Origin of the sequence: Cupriavidus sp. SIMBA_020, from assembly GCF_046535395.1 — a bacterium.
GTDB lineage: Bacteria > Pseudomonadota > Gammaproteobacteria > Burkholderiales > Burkholderiaceae > Cupriavidus > Cupriavidus campinensis.
This window is the reverse complement of record NZ_JAWRWU010000002.1, coordinates 269,910-292,947: the sequence shown is the minus strand read 5'-3', so window position 1 is coordinate 292,947 and position 23,038 is coordinate 269,910. Positions and strand designations below refer to the sequence as shown.

19 protein-coding genes are annotated in these 23,038 nt (G+C 69.3%); 6 read left to right on the top strand and 13 right to left on the bottom strand.

What is annotated here, in order from left to right; genetic code table 11:
• Position 1: 1 nt before the first annotated feature.
• The 9 genes from SB751_RS05505 to SB751_RS05465 form a co-directional block, all read right to left on the bottom strand.
• A complete protein-coding gene (locus SB751_RS05505; protein WP_410747843.1) occupies positions 2-1,501 on the bottom strand; it encodes an efflux transporter outer membrane subunit in 1,500 nt (499 codons plus the stop codon).
• Positions 1,498-4,713, bottom strand: a complete 3,216-nt coding sequence (locus tag SB751_RS05500; protein WP_144197878.1) for an efflux RND transporter permease subunit — start codon at positions 4,711-4,713, stop codon at positions 1,498-1,500. Before SB751_RS05500 ends, SB751_RS05505 begins: the two co-directional genes overlap by 4 nt.
• Entirely contained in the window at positions 4,710-5,900 is a 1,191-nt protein-coding gene (locus tag SB751_RS05495) for an efflux RND transporter periplasmic adaptor subunit (RefSeq protein ID WP_144197877.1), read from the bottom strand. Before SB751_RS05495 ends, SB751_RS05500 begins: the two co-directional genes overlap by 4 nt.
• Positions 5,901-6,009: 109 nt before the next feature.
• Positions 6,010-6,381 (bottom strand): response regulator transcription factor, encoded by a 372-nt coding sequence (locus SB751_RS05490; protein ID WP_144197876.1) that lies wholly within the window; start codon positions 6,379-6,381, stop codon positions 6,010-6,012.
• Between the two features lie 240 nt (positions 6,382-6,621).
• Positions 6,622-7,281 carry a response regulator transcription factor gene (locus SB751_RS05485; protein WP_144197875.1) on the bottom strand — a complete coding sequence of 220 codons (660 nt, stop codon included), beginning with the start codon at positions 7,279-7,281 and terminating at the stop codon, positions 6,622-6,624.
• A gap of 4 nt (positions 7,282-7,285) precedes the next feature.
• Positions 7,286-8,257, bottom strand: coding sequence for a sensor histidine kinase (locus tag SB751_RS05480; protein WP_211944010.1), 972 nt, complete (start codon positions 8,255-8,257; stop codon positions 7,286-7,288).
• A gap of 22 nt (positions 8,258-8,279) precedes the next feature.
• The gene (locus tag SB751_RS05475; protein WP_144197873.1) at positions 8,280-8,852 is read right to left on the bottom strand and encodes a YSC84-related protein; all 573 of its coding nucleotides are present in this window, start codon (positions 8,850-8,852) and stop codon (positions 8,280-8,282) included.
• Positions 8,853-9,096: 244 nt separating this feature from the next.
• Complete coding sequence (locus SB751_RS05470) at positions 9,097-9,978, bottom strand: DUF2950 domain-containing protein (protein ID WP_246118958.1); 882 nt, start codon at positions 9,976-9,978, stop codon at positions 9,097-9,099.
• Positions 9,979-10,045: 67 nt separating this feature from the next.
• Positions 10,046-11,506 carry a DUF3300 domain-containing protein gene (locus tag SB751_RS05465; protein WP_211944012.1) on the bottom strand — a complete coding sequence of 487 codons (1,461 nt, stop codon included), beginning with the start codon at positions 11,504-11,506 and terminating at the stop codon, positions 10,046-10,048.
• A 194-nt stretch (positions 11,507-11,700) separates the two neighbouring features.
• Here SB751_RS05465 and SB751_RS05460 point away from each other — a divergent pair, with 194 nt between their 5' ends.
• Positions 11,701-13,311 (top strand): phospholipase D family protein, encoded by a 1,611-nt coding sequence (locus SB751_RS05460; protein WP_244845046.1) that lies wholly within the window; start codon positions 11,701-11,703, stop codon positions 13,309-13,311.
• 155 nt (positions 13,312-13,466) lie between these two features.
• Positions 13,467-14,636 (top strand): porin, encoded by a 1,170-nt coding sequence (locus SB751_RS05455; protein ID WP_144197870.1) that lies wholly within the window; start codon positions 13,467-13,469, stop codon positions 14,634-14,636.
• Between the two features lie 40 nt (positions 14,637-14,676).
• Here SB751_RS05455 and SB751_RS05450 read toward each other — a convergent pair whose 3' ends face one another.
• The gene (locus SB751_RS05450; RefSeq protein ID WP_144197869.1) at positions 14,677-15,699 is read right to left on the bottom strand and encodes an AraC family transcriptional regulator; all 1,023 of its coding nucleotides are present in this window, start codon (positions 15,697-15,699) and stop codon (positions 14,677-14,679) included.
• 160 nt (positions 15,700-15,859) lie between these two features.
• Between SB751_RS05450 and SB751_RS05445 the strand changes: the two genes are divergently transcribed.
• From SB751_RS05445 to SB751_RS05435, 3 genes are read left to right on the top strand one after another with little or no spacing between them, the layout of a single operon-like run.
• On the top strand, positions 15,860-16,915 hold the full coding sequence (locus SB751_RS05445) for a 3-keto-5-aminohexanoate cleavage protein (RefSeq protein ID WP_144197868.1): 1,056 nt from the start codon (positions 15,860-15,862) through the stop codon (positions 16,913-16,915).
• Positions 16,916-16,933: 18 nt separating this feature from the next.
• A complete protein-coding gene (locus SB751_RS05440) occupies positions 16,934-17,179 on the top strand; it encodes a DUF1289 domain-containing protein (RefSeq protein ID WP_144197867.1) in 246 nt (81 codons plus the stop codon).
• A gap of 43 nt (positions 17,180-17,222) precedes the next feature.
• Entirely contained in the window at positions 17,223-18,200 is a 978-nt protein-coding gene (locus SB751_RS05435) for a Bug family tripartite tricarboxylate transporter substrate binding protein (RefSeq protein ID WP_144197866.1), read from the top strand.
• Positions 18,201-18,303: 103 nt separating this feature from the next.
• Here SB751_RS05435 and SB751_RS05430 read toward each other — a convergent pair whose 3' ends face one another.
• Genes SB751_RS05430 through SB751_RS05420 form a run of 3 tightly spaced genes read right to left on the bottom strand, consistent with a single transcriptional unit; the run spans position 18,304 to position 21,838 of the window.
• Positions 18,304-19,977, bottom strand: a complete 1,674-nt coding sequence (locus SB751_RS05430; protein WP_144197865.1) for a fatty acid--CoA ligase — start codon at positions 19,975-19,977, stop codon at positions 18,304-18,306.
• A 20-nt stretch (positions 19,978-19,997) separates the two neighbouring features.
• The gene (locus SB751_RS05425; protein ID WP_144197864.1) at positions 19,998-20,846 is read right to left on the bottom strand and encodes a TauD/TfdA dioxygenase family protein; all 849 of its coding nucleotides are present in this window, start codon (positions 20,844-20,846) and stop codon (positions 19,998-20,000) included.
• Between the two features lie 11 nt (positions 20,847-20,857).
• On the bottom strand, positions 20,858-21,838 hold the full coding sequence (locus SB751_RS05420; RefSeq protein WP_144197863.1) for a quinone oxidoreductase family protein: 981 nt from the start codon (positions 21,836-21,838) through the stop codon (positions 20,858-20,860).
• A 181-nt stretch (positions 21,839-22,019) separates the two neighbouring features.
• On the opposite strand from SB751_RS05420, the gene SB751_RS05415 reads away from it, so the two are divergent.
• Complete coding sequence (locus SB751_RS05415; RefSeq protein ID WP_211944015.1) at positions 22,020-23,030, top strand: AraC family transcriptional regulator; 1,011 nt, start codon at positions 22,020-22,022, stop codon at positions 23,028-23,030.
• The last annotated feature ends 8 nt before the right edge of the window (positions 23,031-23,038 follow it).

Here is a 23,038-nt window from a genome sequence, read left to right as displayed (position 1 = left end):
ATCACTCCGTTGTGGATACCTGATCCCGGCGCCCGGCTTGCGGGTTGCCGGCCGCACGCAGCGGCCAGCCGGCGCCGAGCGCCTTGTAAAGCTGCGCGATCTGTCCGAACTCGGTGCCACGCAGGCTCGACTGGTCGATCTGGGCCGAGAACAGCGCGCGCTCCGAGTCGAGCACCTCCAGGTAGCTGGTATAGCCGCCCTCGTAGCGGTCGCGCGCGAGCGCGGCATAGCGCGCCAGCGCATCGACCTGCGCGGTCTTGGCCGCGAGCTGGTCCCGCGTGCGCTGCACGCCCACCAGCGCGTCCGCCACCTCACGGAACGCGGTCTGGATGGCCTGCTGGTAGCCTTGCAGCGCCTGCCGCTGGCGCGCCTCGGCCTGGCGGACATCGCCGGCAATGCGCCCCGCGCTGAAAATCGGCATCGCCACCGATGCGCCATACGACCACGTCTGCGCCGCGCCCACCCAGAGCCCGGAGAGCGCCGTGCTGGCTGCGCCGAACAGCCCGGTCAGCGTGATGGTCGGGAAGTACTCCGCCCGTGCCGCGCCGATCTCGGCGTTGGCGGCCACCAGTTGCTGTTCGGCCTGCAACAGGTCCGGGCGCTGCTCCAGCAGGTCGGACGGCAGGCCGGACGGAATCGTCGGCGGGCGCAACTCGCCAATCGGCAGGCCGCGCGGCATGGCGCGCGGGTTCTCCCCAATCAGCACGGACAGCAGGTTCTCCTGCTGCGACACCAGCTGGTCGTAGAGCGCCACCGAGGTCTGCGCCGATGCGTACTCGGACTGCGCCTGCGCCACCTCCACCTCGGACACCACCCCGCCCTCGAAGCGCTGCCGGAACAGCTCCAGCGCCCCGGCCCGGCTGTCCAGCGTGTCGCCGGCCACCAGCCGGCGGTTGTCCAGGTCGCGCAGCGTGACGTAGCCAGAGGCCACGGCCGCCACCACGCTGATCTCCACGGCGCGGCGCGCCTCGTCGGACGCCGCCCACTGCGCGCGCGCCGACTCGGTCAGGCGCCGCAGCCGGCCGAACAGGTCGATCTCCCACGAGGCGAACACATCGGCCTGCACCTGGTTGAACGGATTGCCCACCGGCGACAGCGTGCCGCCGCTGTTGCTCAGGCGCTGCCGGCTCGCGGCAGCCTCCACGCCCACCTGCGGGAACATCAGGCCGCGCGTGGACATCACGCGCCCGTAGTATTCGTCCACCCGGGCCGCGGCGATCAGGATGTCGCGGTTGCGTTCCAGCGCCTGGGCGATCATCGCGTCGAGCACCGGGTCGCCGAACTGGCCCCACCATTGCGGGTCGATGGCTGGCGGCGCGGGCGTGGCGGGCGTAACCGTAACCGTAGCCGGCGGGGGCTCCGCGAAGCGGTAGGTCTCGGGCACGTCCACGGCGGGCCGCTCGTAGTCCGGCCCCACCGCGCAGCCGCCGGCCATCAGGGCACCCACCAGGGGGCCCACCGAGACGCCGGCCAGCGCCCGCCAGCGCAGGCCGCTGCTCATGGCGGGTCTCCCCGGCGCACCGGTGCGGCCGGCGCATCGGCGGGCGGCTCCAGCCCCGGCTCCGGCGGATGGCCCGACGGCGGATGGCCCGGCGCCGGCTGGTCCGGCACCTTGCCGGCGGTGCGGCGCTCCAGCGCCCAGAAGAACATCGGGATAAAGAACACGGCGATCACCGTGGCGCCGAGCATGCCGCCAATCACGCCCGTGCCCAGCGACTGCCGGCTCGCCGCCGAGGCCCCGCTCGCGATGGCCAGCGGAATACAGCCCAGGATGAAGGCCAGCGAGGTCATGATGATCGGCCGCAGCCGCAGCTTGGACGCCTTGACCGCCGCGTCGTAGGCGCTCAGCCCCTCCTTGATGCGCATCTCCACCGCGAACTCGAAGATCAGGATGGCGTTCTTGGCCGCCAGCGCGATCAGCACCGTCAGGCCGATCTGGAAGTAGACGTCGTTCTGCATGCCGCGTATCAGGATGGCAACCAGCGCGCCGAACAGCGCGAACGGCACAGCCAGCAGCACGCCGATCGGCAGCGACCATTTTTCGTACTGCGCGGCCAGGATCAGGAACACCATCAGCAGCGCGAAGGCGAACACCAAGGCGGCCGTCGAGCCGGCCTTCTTCTCCTCGTACGCCTGCCCGCTCCACGCGTAGCTGTAGCCCTCGCCCAGCACCTCGGCAGCCACTTCCTCCATGGCCGCGAGGGCCTGCCCGGAGCTGTAGCCCGGCGCGGCGTCGCCGGTGATCTTGGCGGCCGGGAAGTTGTTGAAGCGGGTGACAAGGTCCGCCCCGGCCACATAGCGCGAGGTGGTCACGGCCTTGATCGGCACCATGTCGCCATGGGTGTTGCGCACGTAGACCTTGTCGAGGTCTTCCGGGCGCGAGCGGAACTGCGGCTCGGCCTGCAGGATGACCTGGAACAGCCGGCTGTTCTTCGGGAACTGGCTCACGTAGAGCGAGCCGAACATGGTCTGCAGGGCCGAGTAGACCTGATCCACCGGTACGCCCTGCGTCTCGGAGCGCTCGCGGTCCAGGTCCACCAGCAGCTGGCGCGAGCGCGTGTTGATTGTCGTGCTCACGCTGCGCAGCTCGGGCCGCTGGCGCGCCTTGGCGATGAAGGCCCGCGCGCGCGCCTCCAGCTGCTGGTAGGTGCCGTCGCCGGTGCTTTGCAGCCAGAACTCGAAGCCGCCCGTGGTGCCCAGGCCGGGGATGGACGGCGGATTGACCGGAATCACCAGCCCCTCGCGCCAGGTGGAGAACTCGCGGTTGGCCTTGGTGATCAGGTCCTCGGCGCTCTCGCCCTTGCCGCGTTCGTGGAAGCTCTTCAGCGTGATGAACAGCGTGCCGGCGTTGGACTTGTTCTGGGAGTCGATCAGGCTGTAGCCGTCCGGCGTAGCCACCGACTTCACGCCCGGCTGCGCCGCGAACCACTGCTCGGCCCGCTTGGACAGGTCGCCGGTACGGTCCAGGCTCGCCGCGTCCGGCAGCACCACCGCGCCGAACAGGTAGCCCTGGTCCTCCACGGGCAGGAACGACGACGGAATGCGCATGAACAGCAGCACGCTCGCCACGATCAGCGCCAGCACCAGCGCCACGGAGATGAACACGCGCCGGATCACCAGCTGGATGCTGCTGCCGTAGCCTTCCACCATGCGGTCGAAGCTGCGGTTGAACCACTGGAAGAAGCGGTTCTTCTTGTGCGTGCCGGGCTTGAGGAGGATGGCCGCCAGCGCCGGTGACAGCGTCAGCGCCACGATGCCCGACAGGAACACCGACACCGCCAGCGTGATGGCGAACTGCTTGTACAGCTGTCCGGTGATACCGGAGAGGAAGGCCACCGGGATGAACACGGCCAGCAGCACCAGCACGATGGCCACCACCGGCCCGCCCACCTCGTCCATGGCGTGCTTGGCGGCGATCTTGGGCGGCATGTGGAACTCCACCATGTTCCGCTCCACGTTCTCGATCACCACAATGGCGTCATCCACCACAATGCCGATGGCCAGCACCATCCCGAACAGCGTCAGCATGTTCACCGAGAAGCCGAACGCCGACATCGCCATGAAGGTGCCGATGATCGACACCGGCACGGCCAGGATCGGCACCAGCGTGGCGCGGAAACTCTGCAGGAACAGGTAGACCACCAGGATCACCAGGATCACGGCGTCACGCAGCGTGTGCACCACCTCGTTGATCGACTCCCGCACGAACTCGGTGGTGTCCAGCGCCACCTCGTACTCCAGCCCCGGCGGGAACGACTTCTTCATGGTCTCCAGCGTGGTGCGTACCTGCTGGGCCACGTCCAGCGCGTTGGCGCCCGGCTGCTGGTAGACGGCCATCAGCGTGGCGGTCTTGCCCTTGAAGCGGCTGCGCAGCGAGTAGTCCTTCGAGCCAAGCTCGGCCCGGCCGATGTCCTTGAGCCGCACGATGGCCGCGTCGCCGGAGGCGGCGCGCAGGATGATGTTCTCGAACTCGGCCGGCTCGGTCATGCGGCCCTTGGTGGCCACCGGGAAGGTCTGCTTGACCGGCCCGTCAGTCGGCGAGGAGCCGATGCGCCCGGCCGAGAACTGCTCGTTCTGCGCCGCCACCGCGCTCTTCACGTCCTCCACGGTAATGCCGAGCCGCGCCATGCGGTCCGGCCGTAGCCAGATGCGCATGGCGTAGTCCGGCGTGCCGAAGATCGCCGCCTGGTTGGCGCCGGGAATCCGCTTCAGCGCGTCAAGGATGTAGATGTTGGTGTAGTTGTCGACGAAGGTCTGCGGATAACTGTTGTCCGGCGAGTAGACCGCGATGACCATCATGAACGCCGACGACCGCTTCTGGACCGACACCCCCTGCTTGGTCACCGCGTCCGGCAGCGTGGGCAGCGCCAGGTTCACGCGGTTCTGCACGTCCACCTGGGCCAGCGACGGATCGGTACCGATCTCGAAGTACACCGTCAGCGTCATGTTGCCCGTGGACGAGCTGGTGGACGACATATAGAGCATGTTGTCCGCGCCGTTCACCTGCTGCTCGATCGGCGCGGCCACGTTCTGCGCCACCACCTCCGAACTCGCCCCGGGGTAGGTGGTGGTCACCGTGATGCTCGGCGGCGTGATGTCGGGGAACTGCGCCACCGGCAGGTTGAACATCGCCACCAGCCCGCCCACCACAATGATGATGGACAGCACCGATGCAAAGATCGGCCGGTCGATGAAGAAGTGCGACAGCGTCATGGCGCGGCCTTCCCGCCGGGCCCGGGCTGGGCTGCCGGCGCCGAGGCCGAGGCCGGCTTCGCCGCGGCCGGCGTGGGCCGCACCGGCGCGCCGGGCGCGAGCCGTACCGTGCCGTCCACGATCACCACGTCGCCCTCACGCAGGCCGGAGCGCACCACCCAGTTGCCCTCGGTCCACTCGGCCACCTCGATGGCGCGCGACTGCGCCTTGTTGTCCTTGTCCACGGTCCAGACCGATTCGCCGCGCTGGCCCTGGATCACCGCCTCCTGCGGCACCGTGATGGCGCGCGTGCGCTGGGCGCCGATCACCCTCACCCGCACGAACTGGCCCGGGCGCAGCTCGCCCTCGCGGTTGGCTACCTCGGCCCGCACGAGGTAGGTGCCGGTCTCGGCACTGAACGAAGCGTCCGCGAACGCGATGCGGCCCCGGCTCGGGTAGATGCTGCCGTCGGCCATCACCACCTCCACCTCCAGCGCGCCGCGTTCGGGCATGCGCAGCGCGCCCGATGCCTGCTGGGAGCGCGTTTGCAGCACTTCGTTCTCGGAGAGGCTGAAGTTGACCCACATCGGGTCCAGCTTGGCCACGTAGGTCAGCAGGCTGTTGGTCGGATCGATATAGGAGCCCACCTGCTTCTTGGCGAAGCTGGACAGCCCGTTCACGGGCGAGGTGATGGTGGTATAGCCGAGGTTCAGCTTCGCGTTGACGACGTTGGCCTTGGCCTGCTCGACCGCCGCCGCCGCGGCCTGTTCCTGGCCCACGGAGTCGTCCAGGTCCTTCTGGCTCAAGGCGTTCTTGGCGGCCAGCGGCCGCACGCGGTTCAGGTTGGCGCGCGCCGTGGTCAGCCGCGCCTGCTGTTGCGCCAGCTCCGCGTTGGCGGCGGACAGCGCGGCCTGGAATGGCTTCTGGTCCATACGGAACAGCACGTCGCCGGCCTTGACCAGCGAGCCCTCGGTATAGGTGCGCTGCTCCAGGAAGCCGTTCACGCGGGCCCGGATCTCCACCTGCTGCGAACTCTGCGTCTCGCCCACGAACTCGAAGTTCAGCGGCACGTCTCGCAGCGTCACGGTGATCACGCCCACGTCGGTCACCGGTGGCGCCGCGGCCTTGCGCTCCTCCTTGCCGCAGCCCGCGGCCAGCACCAGCGCCGCCAGCAGCGTCACTCCCCCTCGGCTGATCCTGCTGCGCATCGCGGTCTCCCATCCACACATGCCACGCCCACGCCATGCAGTGGGCGCTTCTCGACCTAGCTTGTGCCGCGCCGCAATCATTGGCAATTGGACCAAGGGCCACCCCGCCTCAGGGCCGGCGGGGCGGGATCAGGGCGAGCAGCTGGGACGCGATGAACGGCTTGCGCAGGTAGCCCAGCGCGCCATTGGCCAGCGCGCGGGTGCGGGCCTCGGGGACGTCGTAGGCGGTGATGAAGAGCACGGGCAGGCCGATGGGCATCAGCCGCTGCTGCACTTCCAGGCCGTCAATATCGGACATGCAGACATCGAGGATGACGCAGTCGGGGCGGTAGCCGGGGTCGGCCTGGAGCCGCTCCAGCAGCGTCAGACCGCTGGCGTAGGTGTCCACGACGACGCCGGCGGCGCGCAGCAGCCGCGCAATCGCGCGGGCTACGGCGTCGTCGTCATCGACAATGACGACAAAGCTCTCGGTAGGCCCCATAGATTGACCACAGGTTGACCATCGGCAGGATCGGCAATCGCGCAAGCATCGCTCCTGCTCGTAGCCTACGAGATGCCCCGCCCCCGCGATATTGGGCCATGGTCCCGCCCATGCGGCGCAGCATGCCACGGGGGAGCGCCCCGCCCACGCCTGCCTTCACCCGTATGCGTGGGGAGCGATCAGGTTCAGCTCGGGCTCGGGTCAGGCTCGGGTCAGGCTCGGCTCAGATTCAGGTCAGGTTCAGGCCCCGGCGCCCGCACCGGCGCGGTGCGGTGTCCGCGCGGCGGCCACGGCGGGCAGGCCGAGCTTGTCGGCCATGCGCACCAGTTCGGCCAGCGAGCCGACCTCGAGCTTGCGCATGACGCTGGCGCGATGGGCCTTGATGGTCTTCTCCACCGTGCCCAGTTCGCTGGCCACCTGCTTGTTCAGGCGGCCGGTGACCACCCAGGCCATCACCTCGCGCTCGCGCGGGGTCAGGCGCTCCAGCCGCTCGCGCAGGCCGGCCATTTCCTCATGCTCCAGGTGGCGCGCCACGGCGCAGCGGCAGGCCCGTTCGAGCGACGCCAGCAGCGCGTCTTCCTGTACCGGCTTGAGCAGGAAATCCGTGGCGCCGGCGAGCATGGCCAGGATCGTGGACGGGACATCGGCATGACCCGTGACGAAGATGACCGGCAGCTCGCCGTCGAGCCGGCGCTGGAGCGCGATGCCGTCCATGCCCGGCATCTGGAGATCCAGCATCACGCAGGCCGGGCCCGGGTCCGCCGCGCGGGCGTCGAGGAAGGCCCAGGCATCGCCAAAGCCCACCGCCTGGTAGCCGTGCGCCTTGACCAGCCGCACCAGCGCGCGCACGACGCCCGGGTCATCGTCGACGATATACACCGTGGGAACGTGTTCGCTCATGGCGCTACCCTTTGAAAGACGATTCGGCCATGGCATGCCCGCGCGGCATGCGCACGCCGCGCCGTGTGGGCATGCCCTCCTGGGGCAGTGAAAACTGGAATGTCATGCCACGGTCCGCGTTGTTCCACGCTTCCAGCGTGCCGCCGTGGCGCGCCGCGATGGCGCGGCTGATCGACAGCCCAAGGCCCATGCCCTGCGGCTTCGAGGTGACGAATGGTTCGAAGATGTGCTCGAGGTCGCCGGGGTCCACGCCGGCGCCGCTGTCGCGCACCGCGATCTGCACCATGCCATCCGCCACGCGCGCGATCACCGTGACCTCGCGCGGGGTGCCGCTGCCGGGCACGCCCCGGTCCACGGCATCGCAGGCGTTGAGCAGCACGTTGAGCAGCAGTTGCTGGATCTGCACCGCATCGCCATTGACACGCGGCAGGGGTGACGCCACCTGCCGGGTCAGCACGATGCCGCGCCCGAGCGCGTTGCCGCGCACCAGTGCCACGGCCTCGTCGATGGCGGTGCCGATGTCCAGCGGCCCCAGCACGCGGGACTCGCCCTTGATCAGCGCGCGAATCTGCCGCACCGTGGCACTGGCGCGGCACGCTTCGTCGTTCACGTCCTTGAGAATCTCGCGCACCTCGTCCAGGTCGATGACGTCGGACGCCAGGTACTGGCGCGCCGCCTGCGCATTGCTGACGATGGCGGTCAGCGGCTGGTCGAGTTCATGGGCCAGCGAGCCGGCCAGCTCGCCCATGCTGGAGAGCCGGGACGAGCGCATCAGCGAGGCATAGTCGGCATCGGGGCTGTTCTCGCCGCGCCGCCGCAGCCGGCCGGGGCGCTGCGCCGGCGGGTGCGCACGCGGCGCGGTGCGCCTGTGCGGCAGCACGCGCCACAGCGCGTCCGCCACCAGGCAGCCAGCGGCCACGCTGGCCAGCGCCAGCAGCCAGGTCGGACCATGCGGCAACCGGGGGGATCGGCTCATGCGGTCTCTCCGCGTGGCTCGGCTAGATGTCGAGCTTGCCGATCTTGGTTCCTTCCAGCGAGAGATTCGCCATCAGGCCGGCGTTCGTCATCACGAAGGCGATGATCGGTGCGCGTGCCGTGTTGGTGTCGATCTGCCCGTTGGCGCCGATCTTCGCCAGCGCGACCGAGCCGTCCACCCCGGCCGTCCAGCCCTTGCTTTGCTGGAAGCCCTGCAAGGCTTCCGGCGTCATGAACATCATCACCAGCATCTTGGATTGCGCGCCGGCAATCAGCCCGAACGCCGCGGTGGAGGTGCGGTAGTAGCCCGCCGGCTGGCCGGCAACGCGCAGCACCCCCTCGCCGTACTCGCCGCCGACACCGAGCCCGGCGGCGATGATCTTGGGAAAGACGAGAATCCCGCTGGCCTTGCTGGCCAGTGACTGCGCGCCGTTGACCGAGCCATAGAGCCGATTCAGCGCGCCATCGGCGCCGGTGTCGATTTCCTTGCGCTTGCTGGCGTTATCCGACGCGGAACCGGATGTGGTGGTGCAGGCGGCGTTGAGACCGGCCAGCGCGGCCACGCCGAGCAGGCCAGTGAACGAGCGACGATTCATGGCAATTACCCCCTGGAGCCTGTGCGTCCATGTTTTGCTGATTGCGCGGTGTGCGCGTACTGCGCCCGGATATACGTTGCGCTGCACCCCGGTAACGGCCAGGAATCGTCAAGAAAGACGACAAAGCGAATTCGCCAGATTCGTGATCTATGTATGGTTCGGCTTTCACATTAGTGGGCAGCTTACGCAATTGCAAACCTTACCTGCACTTGGGCGGCGCCGGTGGGGGGCGGCGCCGGGGTGCTCAAGGTGACGCCTTCACCCATCCCGGGCCCGGATCGAAGCGGGTCATGGCCTGCGCGCGCGCCGCGCTGTTGGGGCCGAGGTCGGCTTCGTACACCTGCCCCTCGTGGTTGACCATGAAGCTCTTGATGCCGGTGTCGCCATATCGCACGGGCCACGCCACGATGGCAAAGCCGCCGAACAGCCGGCCGTTGACCACGTAGTCGTACGCACCGCCGGGCGCCGCCGGTCCTTGCGCCGTCAACAATTTATAGCGATAGCCGTGGTACCCGTCCTGCGTGGTGTTGCCCTTGCCGGCGGCCAGGAAGGCCGGCCCCAGCGGGCTCGGCGGCTCGCCGCCGCGCGCGGGCCAGTACAGGCCGTCGCGCTTGCCCGGCGAGCTGGAGAGCTTGCCGGCATAGACCAGCACGCCGTCGCCGTCATGATCGACGCTCGCGTAGTCGCGCTGGGCGTCGCAGATGGCCAGCATGGTCTGCATCACGGCCAGCTCATTGCGCCCGATGCGGCGCACGCGTATCTCCTGCACGCCGGCCGGCACGTTGAAGTACCAGCCCTGGGCCGACTTCACCAGTGGCACCGGCAAGGTCCAGCCATCGTCGCCCACCGCCACGTGGGCGCGGTCGGCGCCCTCGGGAAGTATCTTGTGCGACACACTCCAGGCGCTCAGGAACCGGTAGCGCGCGTCCGCGCCAACGGGCGGGATCAGGCGCCGGTAGTCGGCACCTAGCAGGGTGCCCAGCGCGGCGTCGTCGCTGGTGGCCACGGCGTCGCCAAACGCCAGCATGGCGGCTTCGGGCGATGGGAAATGCCGCTGGCTGGCGGCCCACGCCGGGCCCGCCCATGGCCATGTCAAGGCCATCGCGATGGCTGTCATGGCCGCCATCCGGCGGGCCCTTCCGGCAAGCCGCCCCTGGCGGCGCGTTGATCGCGCGGTCATCGTCTCCCCTTTTTCAGCGCCTGCCGCCGCCACCACGGCCACCCCCACCGCCGCCACGGCCGCCGCCGCCGCTGAAGCCGCCGCCTCCCCCGCCGCCACGGCTGCCCGCGTAATTGCCACCGCCACCGCCACGGCTGCTCGCCTGCCCGCCGCCAAAGCTCGATTGCTGCGCGCTGGCGCGGCCACGGTCCATATCGCGCTGTGCGCTTTGCCCGCCGCCCACGCCCTGGAAGGCGTTGTCCCGGCCTGCCCCGCTGCCCGAGCCCATGTCGCCCCGGCTGCGGTCCGTGCTGAGGCTGCGGTCGCTGGCCTGGCGATTGCCGGCCTGCGCGCGGTCACCGGCACCGCCCTGGCGGTCGCCCCGATTCGCTGACCGATCAGACGCTGTTGCCCGATCGCCGCCGACGCCATCGCGTCCACCCTCGCGTCCACCCTCGCGGCCACCCTCGCGTCCACCCTCGCGTCCACCCTCGCGTCCGCCCTCCCTGCCGCGATAGTCGTTGCGGCGGTCCGCCCCGCCCGAATTCTTGCCGTACTTCTCGCGCGAGGCGTTGTCCCGGTACGCCACGCCCTGCCGGTGGCTGGCGTCGTGCTGCCACTTGCCGCCGCCCTGCACCTTGGTGCGGTCGAAGTTGCGGTCGATATTGGTGGCGCGGTTGACGTCGATATTCACATCGCCGCCGCCCCAGTTGCAGCCGCCGAAGATCGCGCCCGCCGCCGCCAGCCCCACGCCCCAGGCAAAGCCGGTGGCCAGCGCCGCGCCCGGGTAATAGGCCGGATAAGGCGGCCAGTAATACGGCGGATAGCTCGGATAGCCCCACGAGCCGTAGACCACGGTGGGGTTGTAAGCCGGCACATAAATGACCTGCGGATTGGCCGGCTCGACGCGGATGATGGTCTCGGAAATCGGCGGCGGCTGGCCCTGCACCGGCGCCGGCGCCGGCTCCACCATCACCTTCTGCTGTTCGTTGGTCTTGAGGTTGCCGGAGTCCCGGGCGCGGGCGCGCAGGCGCTGCACCGCCGCCAGCACGTCGCGCTCCTGGGCCAGGAACGCGTCGCCCAGCTTCTGCGTCCAGTCCAGCTTGTCGCTCATCGGCTCCAGCACCTGCGGGAAGGCCACCAGCGACTTCACGCTGACATCCCACGTCTGGTTCTCCACGGCCTTGACCGCGGCGTCGCCCTTTACGTTGGGATTGGCCTTGACCCAGCGCGCGGCATGCACGATCTCCAGCGGATACGTGGACGCCATCAGCACCTGGGAGAGCACGGAATCGGGATAGAGCGCGATGGGCGCGACGAGGGACTCGAGTTCCTCGGGCTTGAAGGTGGGCGCGGCGGGCGCGCCGGATGCGGGCGGCGCGGCGGGTGCAGGGGTCTGCGCCGCCGTGACGCCGGGTGCGGCGAACATGGCAAGCCACGCAACGGCGACCAGCACGCGCACGCAGGACATCAGTCGCTCGAGCCAACGAGCCATGGCTGCCTCCTCTCTCCGGGAAGCGGTTTGCAATCTCCGCGATGCCGGACTATGTTCTTAGCACCACTTTGCGTAGCCGTGACGCTTGCTTTTCCCGGGGCAAGCATTCCCATTTTCGGTTTCGCCGGCGCCATTTTGTATTGGCCTTTGGACTTGGCCGGCGCCGGCGGCCTGTCCTTTCCCGGGAGACCTGCATGACCGCTGCCGCGCGCGCGCTGGCCCGGGTAGCAATGGTCGCGATGGCGGCAGCCGCCCTGCTGTCCGCCTGCGCCAGCCTGCCCCCGGCAGACGGCGAACCGAGCCACGCGATGACAGACACCGCTCAGACCACGCTCGGCCGCCTTGCCGCGCAGCGTCGCCCTGACCCGCCAGACCAGAGCGCCTTCCACCTGCTGGCGGACAACGTCGACGCGCTGATCGCCCGGGTGCTGCTGACGGAAAAGGCCGAGCGCTCGCTCGACCTCCAGTACTACATCTGGCACGACGACGCCACCGGCCGATCCCTGGCCCACGCCGTGCTGCGCGCGGCAGACCGGGGCGTGCGTGTGCGGGTGCTGCTGGACGACATCGGCGTGGGCGCCGACGACAACCTGCTGCTGGCCGTGGACGCCCATCCAGCCATCGAGGTGCGCATCTTCAACCCGGTGGCCAGCCGCGCCTTCCGGCGTGCCGGCGCGCTGCTGGAGTTCTCGCGCGTGAACCGGCGCATGCACAACAAGGCGCTGATTGCCGATAACCAGGCCGCCATCGTCGGCGGGCGCAATATCGGCGACGAGTACTTCGGCGCCTCGCCCAACGTCAGCTTCGGCGATCTGGACGTGCTGACGCACGGCCCCATCGTGCGCGAGGTCTCCGGCGCGTTCGACGCCTACTGGAACAGCGCGGCGGCCTATCCGGTGGGCACGCTGACCGGCCGCAGCGCCGACCCGGAGGCCGTGGCCACCTTGCGCGCGCGGCTGGACGCGCTGGCGGCGGCGCAACAGGACCACCCCTACGCCGTGCACGCGCGCGAGCGGCTCCGGCAGGTACTCGCCGAGCCGCCCGCCGCCGCCACGTGGGGCCGCGCCGCGCTGCTCTATGACGATCCCGGCAAGATCACGCGCGCCGCCGACGACACGGCGGGGCATCTGGTGCCCCAGCTACGCGCGCTGAACATGCAGCCGCAGCAGACGCTGCTGATCGTCTCGCCCTACTTCGTACCGGGCGAGGCTGGCGTGGCGTGGTTGCGGGCGCTGCGCGAGCGCGGCGTGGCCGTGACGGTGCTGACCAACTCGCTCGCGGCTACCGATGTGGCCGCCGTGCACGCCGGCTACAAGCGCTACCGCGAGACCCTGCTGCGCATGGGCGTGACGCTGTACGAGGTCAAGCCGATGCGCGACCCGGACACGCTGCCGGGAACCTCGGGAACGTCGGCCAAATCGGCCAAATCGGCCAGCACCAGGCTGTCGGCGTTCGGCAGCTCGCGCGCGTCGCTGCACGCCAAGACCTTCGTCGCCGACGACAGTACGGTCTTTATCGGCTCGATGAACCTGGACCCGCGCTCGGTGCAGCTCAACACGGAGCTGGGCGTGGTCTGCGTGAGCCCCGCGCTGGCCGCGCAGGTGGCCGGCGCGATCCTGCCGAACCTGGGGCGTATCGCGTGGCGGCTCGCGGAGGAAAACGACCCGGAACGGGGCCGCCAACTGATCTGGATCGACGAAGCGAACCCGGACGCCGCCCCGCTGACCACCGAGCCCGAGTCCTCGGTGCTGCGGCGCGTTGGCGTGTGGTTCATGGGGCTGTTTCCGATCGAATCGCAGTTGTGAAGCGGGCGCTGCGTCCGTCCTGCAGGGCAGATTCGTGTTTTCCCGATCTGTCCCGAAATGAAAAAGGATTGTCCCCCACGGTCAAATCGGCGGCGCCCGTTCCGCCAATACTCCGACCCGGTTGCACATAACTCGAACCGAGACACGGAGACAACATGAAGGCCAGGAATATTGCCGCAGCGGCGCTGATGACCGCTGCGGGAACGGGTGCAGTACAAGCACAATCGACGGTCACCCTGTATGGGGTGGCCGACGTGAACGTCGAATACGCGAATCACGTGGGCGCGGTGCCGGTCGCCACGAACCAGTTCAACCGCGGGCAGGGTCACGACGTGGTGCGCATGAATTCGGGCGGCCTTGCCGGCTCCCGCTGGGGTATTCGCGGCACCGAGGACCTGGGCGGCGGCGCGAAGGCCATGTTCGTGCTGGAATCTGGCTTCAGCCTCGACTCGGGCACGTTGCAGCAGTCGGGCCGGATGTTCGGGCGCCAGGCATTTGTCGGCCTGCAGCGCGCGGGGCTCGGGCAGCTGACCTTCGGGCGCCAGTACACATCGATGTTCGAAGCACTGGCCAACTTCTCGCCCACCGCCTACGCCACCCAGTACGAGCCGGTGGTGCTGCAGTCCGGCGCCAATTTCCGCGAGGACAACACCATCAAGTACACGGGCCAGTTCGGCCCGGTCACGGCGCTGGCGCACTGGTCGTTCGGCACCGGCCTGGCGCTGCCGGCCACGGTGGGCGTGGCCACGCCGATCGGCGGCAACGGCGAGGTGCCGGGCTCGTTCCGGCGTGACACCGCCTACGGCGCGGCCGTGGCCTACGCGGCGGGCCCGTTCGGCCTGACCGTCGGCTACGACCAGTGGAACCCCACCATCGGCACCAGCAGCGGCACGCTGCGCAAGGCGGCCATCGGCGGCAGCTACGGCTTTGGCAATGCCAAGATCATGGCTGGCTACCGCTGGGGCCAGAACAAGAACGCGGGCGGCACGGTGATCCAGCGCGACGACCTGTACTGGATCGGCGCGCTCTACCAGCTCACGCCGGCCGTCGGCCTGACGCTCGAATATCACTATGACGATCTCAAGAGCCTGGCCGGCGCGACACAGCTCGCCAATCCGTGGCAGATCGGCTTCGTGGCCAACTACGCGTTCTCCAAGCGCACGGACGTGTACCTGACCACGGCCTACGCCAAGAACGCCGGCCTGATGCTCGAGTCGCTGGCCACGGTCTACGCCAACAGCCTCTCGCTCGGCAACAGCTACGCGCTGGGCAATGGCGAACGGTCGATGATCGGCGCCGCCGTGGGCATCCGCCACCGCTTCTGAGCCCCGTGCTCAAACCGCCGCCGGCCCCTCGGTTACCCCCTCAGCCGGCGGCGGTCGTTTTTGCCCCCGCCTTGCCCATGCGCCACGCCGTGACGCTACAGCCGAAGCGGCCGGTGAACCAGCGCGAGAATGCACTGAGCGATGAAAACCCAAGCAGCGTGGCCACTTCCGAGAGTGGCCGCGTGGCGTTTTCGATATACCGCAGCACGAGGTCCGCGCGCGCCGTATCGAGCACATCGGAATAGGTCGTCTTTTCCTGCGCCAGCCGCCGGTGCACGGTGCGCCGGTCCACGCTGAGATGCTGGGCCACGCGGTCCACCGAGCACAGGCCGGTGGGCAGCAGCGCGTAGACCAGCTTGCGCACCTGGTCCTGCATCGTCGCGGACGACTGCGCCAGCAGCGTGCCGAGGTATTGCTTCACCTGCCGCGCCATCACCGGGTCGTAGGACGGCAGCGGCGCCTGCAAATCCGCCGCCTGGCAGACGATGCCATCGAAATCCTGCCCGTAGTCCGCCGCCATGCCGAACAGTTGCAGCGACGTGGCCGTGCTGGCCGGCGCCGCGTGCGTGAAGCTGATGCTGCGCGGCCGCCACCCGGTGCCGAGGAACAGCCGCAGCATGCGGAACATCACCCCCACCGCCAGGTCGGTGGCCTGGCGCATCGTGCCGGGCCGCTCGCTCAGGATCTGGAGCCGGATCACCACCAGCGGCCCCGCCTCTTCCACCCACATCCCCAGCGCCTCGTTCTGCAGCCCCATGTAGCGGACCATCGACGCCAGCGCCTCGCGCAGCGTGGGCGCCTCACGCACCACGAAGGCCAGCGGGCCGAGGTTCGAGAACTCGCGCAGCGCCGCCATGCGCAGGCCGAAGTCGTCCACGCCAGCCGCCTCTGCCGAGGCATCGAGCAGCCCGCCCACCAGTTCGGCCCGGATGCGCAGGTCGGGGTCGAGCAGCGCGGCGCGGGCGATGCGCGCCGCACGCAGCTGCTGGTAGGGGTCGAGCCCGACGGCCCGCGCCACATCCACGTAATGGGTCAGGCTGGCGCCGCGCAACGTATAGGACATAGGCACATAGAAGGATGGATGCGTGCTTTCCCGGGGTGTCCCCACAGGTTAATTCAATGTCCCGTCATGTCAAACCGCGTATACCCGCTGGCCGATACTTCGGACACCGGCGCCCCGCGCGCCGTCCGCACAATCCCACCGCACCGAGCGAGGAGACAACATGCAGTTTCTTGACGATTCCCTTCACCCCGAGAACATGGACAAAGTGGTCATCACCGTGGCGCCGTACGGCCCCGAGTGGATGCCCGAGGACTTCCCGGAAGACATCCCCGTCACCATGGACGCCCAGATCCAGAAGGCGGTGGACTGCTACGAGGCCGGCGCCACCGTGCTGCACCTGCACGTGCGCGAACTCGACGGCAAGGGCTCCAAGCGCCTGTCCAAGTTCAACGAGCTGATTGCCGGCGTGCGCAAGGCCGTGCCGGACATGATCATCCAGGTGGGTGGGTCGATCTCGTTCGCGCCGGAAGACGAAGGCGAGGCCGCCAAATGGCTTTCGGACGACACGCGCCACATGCTGGCCGAACTCACGCCGAAGCCCGACCAGGTGACCGTGGCCATCAACACCACGCAGATGAACATCATGGAGCTGCTGTACCCCGAGTACGTGGCGGGCACCTCGCTCGAGAACCCGGCGTACCAGGCGGCCTACAGCGAGATGACGGTACCGGCCGGCCCGGCCTGGGTGGCCGAGCACCTGCGCCGCCTGCAACGCGCCGGCGTGCAGCCGCACTTCCAGCTGACCGGCATGCACGCGCTGGAGACGCTCGAGCGCCTGGTGCGCGCCGGGGTCTACATGGGTCCGCTGAACCTGACGTGGATCGGCATCGGCGGCGGCTTCGACGGCCCCAACCCGTTCAACTTCTTCAACTTCATCCACCGCGCGCCCGATGGCTGCACGCTGACGGCCGAGTCGTTGCTCAAGAACGTGCTGCCGTTCAACATGATGGCCATGGCGATGGGCCTGCACCCGCGCTGCGGCATCGAGGACACCATCATCGACCAGCACGGCCGGCGCATGAGCTCGGTACAGCAGATCCAGCAGTGCGTGCGCGTGGCCAATGAACTGGGCCGCGAGATCGCCACCGGCAAGGAAGCCCGCGAGATCTACCGCATCGGCACCTGGTACGACAGCGCCGAAGAGACGCTGCGCGCGCACGGCATGGCCCCGAACCGCCGGGCCGGCGAGCGCAACCTGCCGCGCCGCCCTGCCTGATATGCGCTGGCGCACGACATGGACGCACTGACCGATCCCTGCATCAATATCTGCCGCATGGACCTGTCCGGCCAGTTTTGCCAGGGGTGTCGCCGCACACCCCTGGAGATCGGCCGCTGGCCCCGCATGACGCTGCTGGAGCGCACCGCCACGCTGGCGGCCATCGCCCAGCGCCGCAATCCCGGCAGCAATCCCGGCAGCGATGCCGGCACCCCCTGCACCCCCTGCAGCCCGTGCAATGCGGGAACAGGGCACGCCGCCTGAGCGTGCCTGCCCTACTATTCCAATACATCGAACGGAGACCCGCATGGCCCAACGCCTTGCCCACCTGATACCGCGGCGCACCGCCGTGGCTGTCCTGCTCGCGCTGGCCATGCCAGCCGCGTTTGCCTGGACCAACAAGCCGGTACGCATGCTCGTGCCGGCCCCTGCCGGCGGCACCATGGACGTGGTCGCCCGCCTGCTGGCGGAACAGCTTTCCGCCGATCTCGGCCAACCGGTCGTGGTGGACAACAAGCCCGGCGCGGGTGGCGGCATCGCCATCCACACGCTGATCGCCGCACCGGCCGATGGCCAGACCATCATGGTCACGGCCAGCAATGTGCTGACCGAGGTACCGCACGTGCTGAAGAGCGCCTTCGATCCACTCAAGGACATCCGCCCCGTGGCCGCCATTGCGCGTTCGCGGCTGCTGATGGTTGGCGCGCCGCAGCTGCCGGCCAAGGACTTCAAGAGCCTGGTCAGCTACGCCAAGGCGCATCCGGGCAAGCTCGGCTTTGCCTCGTACAGCGCCGGCACGGCCTCTCACTACGCGGGGATGATCGTCAACCAGAAGGCCGGCATCGACCTCCAGCACGTGCCGTTCGCGGGCTCGGGCCCGGCGCTGACGCAGGTCATGGGCGGCCAGATCGCCGTGATGTACGACGGCATGGTCACCTCGCTGCCGCTGATCAAGGCCGGCAAGCTCCAGCCCTACGCATTGGCCGCCAAGACGCGCTCGCCGCTGCTGCCGGAGGTGCCGACGTTCACGGAACTCGGCTATCCGGACGTCGATTTCAGCAACTGGATCGGCGTGGTGGCCTCGGGCCAGATGCCGGAAGACCTGGCGCGCAAGATCCAGGCCGCCGTGGACAAGGCCGCGCAGACGCCCAAGGTCCGCGCCCGCATGGAAGCGCTCGGCTACGAGCCCATTGCCGAACTGCCGCTGCCGCAGCTGGCCCAGTCCGTACGCGCCGAGTTCGACCGCAACGCGGGCATCGTCAAGACGTTCAATATCCAGCCCTGATCCGGTCCGGCCCAGTCCGGTCCAGTCCGACCCAGTCCGGTCCGGCAACGAGAAAGGCCAGCCTCGCGGCTGGCCTTTTCCATTCTCCTTCCCCGGGCGGGGCTCAGCCGAGCAAGGACTCGCGCAGATGCTTCTTGTTGATCTTGCCGACGCTGGTCTTGGGGATCTCCGCCACGAAGACGATGCGATCCGCCTCCGGCACGGCGAACTTGCTGAGACGGTTGCCGGCCACATGGTCCAGCAGGCGCTGGCGGATACCGGCTGCATCCACCGCGTGGCCGGGCTGGCTGACCACGAAGGCCATCGGCCGCTCGCCCCAGCGCGCGTCCTGCACGCCGATCACCGCGCACTCGCGCACGCCGGGCACCTGCGCCACCAGGCCCTCCACCTCAAGCGAAGACACCCACTCGCCGCCGGTCTTGATCACGTCCTTGATGCGGTCGACGATGCGGACGCTGCCATCCGCGCCCATCACGGCGATGTCCTGCGTATGCAGGTAGCCGCCGGCCCACAATGCCTCGGAGGCCTCCGGCTTGCCGTGGTACGCCTCGGTCAGGTACGGCGCACGCAGCACGATCTCGCCCTGGTGGCGGCCGTCGTGCGGCACGTCGCGCATCTGCTCGTCCACGATGCGGAAGTCCACCATCGCCACCGGGCGGCCGGTGGCGCAGCGCATGGCGATCTCGGCCTCGCGGCTGGCCGGCCGGGCGCCGGGCGCCAGCTGGGCCAGCGCAACGATCGGCCCGGTCTCGGACATGCCGTAGCCCGAGAACACGTCGATGCCGGCATCGAGCGCCGCCGCGCACAGCGCCGGCTGCAGGGCCGAGCCGCCGATGATGACGCGCCAGTCGGACAGGTCCTGCCCGGTCTCGCCGGCGGTCTGGAGCAGCATCTGGAGGATGGTCGGCACGCAGTGCGAGAACGTCACGCCCTCGGACGCGCGCAGCGCCAGCAGCTGCGCCGGCACGTAGCGGCCCGGCAGCACGGTCTTCAGCCCGAGCAGGATGGCCACGTACGGGATGCCCCACGCCAGCACGTGGAACATCGGCGTGATCGGCATGTACACGTCCTCGCGGTGCAGGCGCTGGCCCGTGCGCGGCGAGCACAGCGTGGTGGCCGTGGTCAGCGCGTGCAGCACGATATGGCGATGGCTGTACGACACGCCCTTGGGGTCGCCCGTGGTGCCGGTGGTGTAGAACATCGCCGCGCGGGTGTTCTCGTCGAAGTCCGCGAACGGGTAGTCCGGCGAGGCCGCCGCGAGCAGCGCCTCGTACTCGCCGGCGAGCGGCAGCGTGGTGGCCGGCGCCGGCTCGCCATCGGCCATCAGCACGAAGCGCTTGACGCCAGGCAGCTGGTCGCGGATTTCCTCCAGCAGCGGCAGGAAGTCCCGGTGTACGAGCACGATCTCGGCCTGAGAGTCATTGAGCGTGTACAGGATCTGCGCCGGCGAGAGCCGCACGTTCACGGTGAACAGCGTGGCGCCCATCATCGGCACACCGAAATAGCATTCGAGGTAGCGATGGCTGTCCCAGTCCATCACGGCCACGGTGCTGCCGTGCCGGGCGCCCAGCGCGCCCAGCGCCGAGGCCAGCTGGCCGATGCGGCCGCGGAACGCGCGGTAGGTGTAGCGCGTGGTGCCCTGCGTGGTGCCCTGGTAGGTGATCTCCTGCTCCGGGCTCAGGCTCAGCGCGTTGACCAGCAACTGGCTGACCAGCAGCGGATAGGCGTAGGCCGAGGGCGTGGAGACGATGCGGGCATCGGTCTTGGAATCTGTCATGTCAAAAATCTCGCGGTCAGTCAGTAAGGCACGTCACCGATGATGCCGGCGCGCTCCATCTTGCGCACCGTGGGCGCGTAGTCCTGCACGGCGTAGTGCTGCGTGCAGCGGTTGTCCCAGATCGCCACGCTGTTGCGCGTCCAGCGCCAGCGCACCTGGAATTCCGGAATCTCGGCCTGCGCGCACAGGTAGTGCAGCAGGTCGCCCGCGCCGGGCATGAAGTCCTTGCCGAAGCGGATGGTGTCGCCCCGGTGGTAGTTGGCGAAGTGCGAGGTGAAGGCGTTGACGAACAGGATCTGCTCGCCGGTTTCGGGGTGGATGCGCACCACCGGGTGCTCCGCCATCGGGAACTGGGCCGCCAGCGCGGCGCGCTTCTCCGGCGGCATGTTGGCGCCGAAGGTGTGCTCGATGCTGTGCTTGGCGCGCAGGCCGTGGATGCGGACCTTGATGTCGTCGGGCAGCCGGCGGTACGCCTCGGCCATGTTCACCCAGATCGTGTCGCCGCCCACGGGCGGGGTTTCCACGCAGCGCAGCACGCAGCCCATCGGCGGCGCGGCGCGCCAGGTGGCGTCGCAGTGGAAGGCGTTCTCGTAGTGCTCCACCTTGCTGTCGGGCGACTTGTAGATGCGCACCAGCCCGGGGTGTTCCGGGTCGCTGCCGACTACCGGGTGGTCCTCCAGCTCGCCAAAGCGGCGCGCGAAGGCCACATGCTCGGCCCGGGTGATGTCCTGGTCGCGCAGAAACAGCACCTTGTGCTGGAGCAGCGCCGACTTGATTTCGGCAAACAGGCCGGCGTCACGCGACGCCTCGCCCAGGTTGACGCCGGACAGTTCGGCGCCGATATGGCAGGTCAGGGGTTCCACGCGCATGGCGGTCTCCTTCAAATCACGAAAATCGACGAACCCGTGGTGCGGCGCGACTCCAGGTCGCGGTGCGCCTGCACGGCATCTTCGAGGGCATAGGTCTGGTGGATCTCGATGCCGATGCGGCCGGCGCCCACGTGGTCGAACAGCTCGCCCGCCAGTTCCGCCTTCTCGGCCGGATCGGCGATGTAGTCCGCCAGCGCCGGGCGCGTGAGGAACAGCGAGCCCTTCATCGCCAGCAGCACGGGGTCGAACGGCGGCACCGGGCCGGAAGCCGTGCCCACGCAGACCAGCGTGCCGCGCCGGCGCAGCGAATCGAGCGAGGACATGAAGGTGGTCTTGCCGACGCTGTCGAACACCACGTCCACGCCCTGCCCGTCGGTCAGCTCGCGCACGCGCTGGGCCACGTCCTCGTGGCTGTAGTTGATGGTGTAGTCGCAGCCATGCGCGGCGGCGATGGCGGCCTTGGCGTCGGTGGACACCGTGCCGATCACCGTCAGGCCGAGCAGCTTGGCCCACTGGGAGACGATCAGCCCCACGCCACCGGCGGCCGCGTGCAGCAGGATGGTGTTGCCGGGCCGGAACGCGTGGATGCGGCGCAGCAGGTAGGCGGCGGTCAGGCCGCGCATGGTCATCGCGGCGGCCGTCTCGAAGCCGATCGACTCGGGCAGCCGGATCAGCGGCGCCGCCGGCATGATGCGCTCGCTGCTGTACGCGCCGAGCGTGTTCAGGAAGCCGGTGTAGGTCACGCGGTCGCCCACGGCAACGTTGCGCACGCCCTCGCCCACGGCCTGGATCACGCCGGCCGCTTCCACGCCGATGCCGGACGGCAGCGGTACCGGATACGTGCCGTTGCGGAAGTAGGTGTCGGCGTAGTTCAGGCCGACAGCCACGTGCCGGATGCGGACCTGGCCCGGGCCGGGATCACCCACCTCCACCTTTTCCAGCCGCAGTACCTCGGGGCCACCGGTCTCCATCATGCGTACGATTCTTGCCATGCCAACTCTCCTGTCAGGCGGAGCGGCACACCTTGCGCCGCGTCGAACCCAATGTAGGCCCGGGGGGTCGCGGCGCGCGTGACAATTCCTTCCATCGACTTTGCAATTCGCGCCACGCGCGCCTATCATCGGCGCACGGATGCCCGGGATCACACCGGGCACGCAGCCCCGGGGAGACGGCTTGGAAACACGGATACGCGCCGCGGCGCTCACCAATTTCTTCGAAGTGGCGCAGGCGCGCGGGCTCAATGTGCAGCCCCTGCTGCGCAAGGTCGGCCTGAAGCGCAGCCTGCTGGCCGATCCGGACTTCCGCGTGCCGCTGGCAGCCTGCGTGACCCTGCTGGAAGACGCGGCGGCGGAAAGCGGTTGCGACAACTTCGCGCTGCGCATGGCCGAGTCGCGCCAGCTGGCGGACTTCGGCGTCATCAGCCTGCTGATCGCCCACCAGCCCAACCTGCGCGCGGCGCTGGCCACCATCATCCGCTACCGCCACCTCGTCAACGAATCCGTGGCGATGTTGCTCGAGGAGGCCGGCAGCTCGGTCATCATCCGCGTGGAAGTGGTGGGCGAGGCGCCCTCGCGCCAGGCCGGCGAACTGGCGATGGGCGTGGTCTTCCGCCTGTGCGGCGCGCTGCTGGGCGCGCGCTGGCAGCCGCTGCGCGTGTGCTTCACGCACCCGGCGCCCGCCGACGAAAGCGTGCACCGGCGGCTGTTCCGCTGCGGGCTGGCTTTCAACGACGAATACAACGGCATCGTCTGCCGCGCCGCCGACCTCGACGTGCCGAACCCCGCCGCCGATCCGGCCATGGCGCGCCACGCGCAGCGCGTGGTGGACGCGCTGCCCCGGCCCGCCGCGCCGTCCGTCGCCCATGAGGTGCGCGGCGCCATCGCCCTGCTGCTGCCGATGGGACGCGCCACCGGTGCTTCCGTGGCGCAGGGGCTCGGCATGAGCCTGCGCACCATGCAGCGCGCGCTCGGCGACGAAGGCGCGAGCTTCCACGACATCCTGCACGCGGTACGGCGCGAGCAGGCTCCGCGCCATGTGGAGAACCCCCGGGTGCCGCTCGCGCAGGTGGCGGTGCTGCTCGGCTACGGCTCGCCGAGCACGTTCACGCGCTGGTTCTCGGGGGAATTCGGCATGGCGCCGTCGGCATGGCGCGCGCAGGCCGCCGCGCGCACCGGGGCGGCCTGACCGCCAAC